General features: G+C 44.3%; 1 protein-coding gene. It reads right to left on the reverse strand.

The window, feature by feature from the left end; translation table 11 throughout:
• Nucleotides 1-242 precede the first annotated feature (242 nt).
• The gene (locus tag ABD837_RS13070) at nt 243-1,475 is read right to left on the reverse strand and encodes a hypothetical protein (protein WP_345055172.1); all 1,233 of its coding nucleotides are present in this window, start codon (nt 1,473-1,475) and stop codon (nt 243-245) included.
• Nucleotides 1,476-1,685 lie beyond the last annotated feature (210 nt).

Consider the following 1,685-nt stretch of genomic DNA (forward strand, 5'->3'; position numbering starts at 1 on the left):
AGGCACGGTCACTAATTTCATCCAGATTGCTCACGAACGCAAAGGTAATTGTCCGTACAACCTAGCATCGAAGCAAAATAAATGGCTGACAAACATGCGCGAAATCTTCGCGATTACTTCTGAACTACGACTAGTAATAAAGTCAAATAAGAACAAAGCCCTTTTAATCATATGATTAGAAGGGCTTTGTTCTTATCGGTACTAACATGCATGTGCTGTAATTATCACCATGCCATAAAGAATTACCACAAAGGAAGATAATTAGTCCCTTCAGTGTGGGTGTGGTCTTTGTCAGAAGTCACGTAAGCACTGTATTGTCCATAAACCTCATAATCCCATACTAAGTTAGCCTGCCGAGGTTCAACATATCCTCGGTAATTGTACATTTTAGCTACTGCTATTCCTTGCTGATAATCCCCCCCAGTATGAGGAATATTTGTGGCTTGAATAAATCCGACTCCAGAGCCTGAATCTGGAGAATAGCTTGGTCCATAATCATCACTACGAGCACCGAGTGGTCCAACCGTTCCAGGGAACATACCCTCAGGGGAAAAATTAGGACCAGATACGTGGCCGCTTATATATAAATTAAAGGAAGTGGTCCTTTCTTCACCCGCTCGGTACCACCGGCCACTACCTCGGCTATAGTATTCGTAATACTCATTGAGGACCACACCCGTACGAATTGTTTGAGCGTACCCTGAAAATTGTGGCGGAGGGTATGTGCTAGTAACGTCTTCTGCATATAAGAATGTCTCGAAGCTCAAGCGCCTTTGGCTATTGTTATCGTAATATAGAGGAAATTGATACGGATATTTGCCATCGCCGGCACTACCTCCGTTATTGTTTCGAACTGTTCTGTTTTGGATTGAACCAGGGTTGGTGACCGTGAAATGCTTCACCTTTCCAGACATCGGCACTTTACCGGCTTGATATTTATTCTTAGCAATACTGGGGTCGTTCTTAATTCGCTGCAATTCTTCCTCGGAGGATGCCTCGTACTTGAAGCCTTGGTGGAACCAGTATATTTTGTCACCGATTTGGTATTCACCTTTGGGGTTGATGAGCGCGGCGTATTGCATGGGAAAACCGAATTCCATCATTAACCCCGGAGTCGATGTTTCGTCCAAAGTCACGGGCGCAGCGCGCAACGATTGGAAATAGAGGGCTTTCTCCCAAAGTTCCAACTCATGGCCATTCTTGCGCCACAAGGCTTCTTCTGCCTTCTGAAAACTCTTAATATCAGCAAACACCAATCTGCCATTAACGAGTTGAATTCCTGCGTTACTCACTTTAGCTGCGGGCTCGGGCAATGCATTTGACTCCTTTGAGCAGCCACTGAGCGTGCAGGTAAAGCCGAGCATAACGGCGGCAATGCCTAATTGTACTTTCTGTTTCAACATTGGGTTGAAAATAAATTGGGTGAAAATTATCTTCAGAACCGTTTTTCCTGTCGAAGTATGAGTATACTCCATTGGCACAAACGGTACAAGAATTTGTTTTTGGGCAACTACTAGTGGAGGATAGCAATTGGTGACAGCAAATCTAAATGCTTTTTTTAAATAATGCTATTTATAATGGGAGCAGTATGGGGTGGTCTAGGTTGCACGGACAATTAGTGGAGCCACAACAGGGCCGAAACGAAGTGCACCATTCCCAAAAAGCTGCTGGCCGTTTTATCGTAG

Origin of the sequence: Hymenobacter glaciei, assembly GCF_039539585.1 — a bacterium.
Classification (GTDB): domain Bacteria; phylum Bacteroidota; class Bacteroidia; order Cytophagales; family Hymenobacteraceae; genus Hymenobacter; species Hymenobacter glaciei.

Excerpts from the sequence above, each read along its gene's own strand:
- ABD837_RS13070 (WP_345055172.1), bottom strand. The coding sequence starts at position 1,475 with ATGGAGTATACTCATACTTCGACAGGAAAAACGGTTCTGAAGATAATT.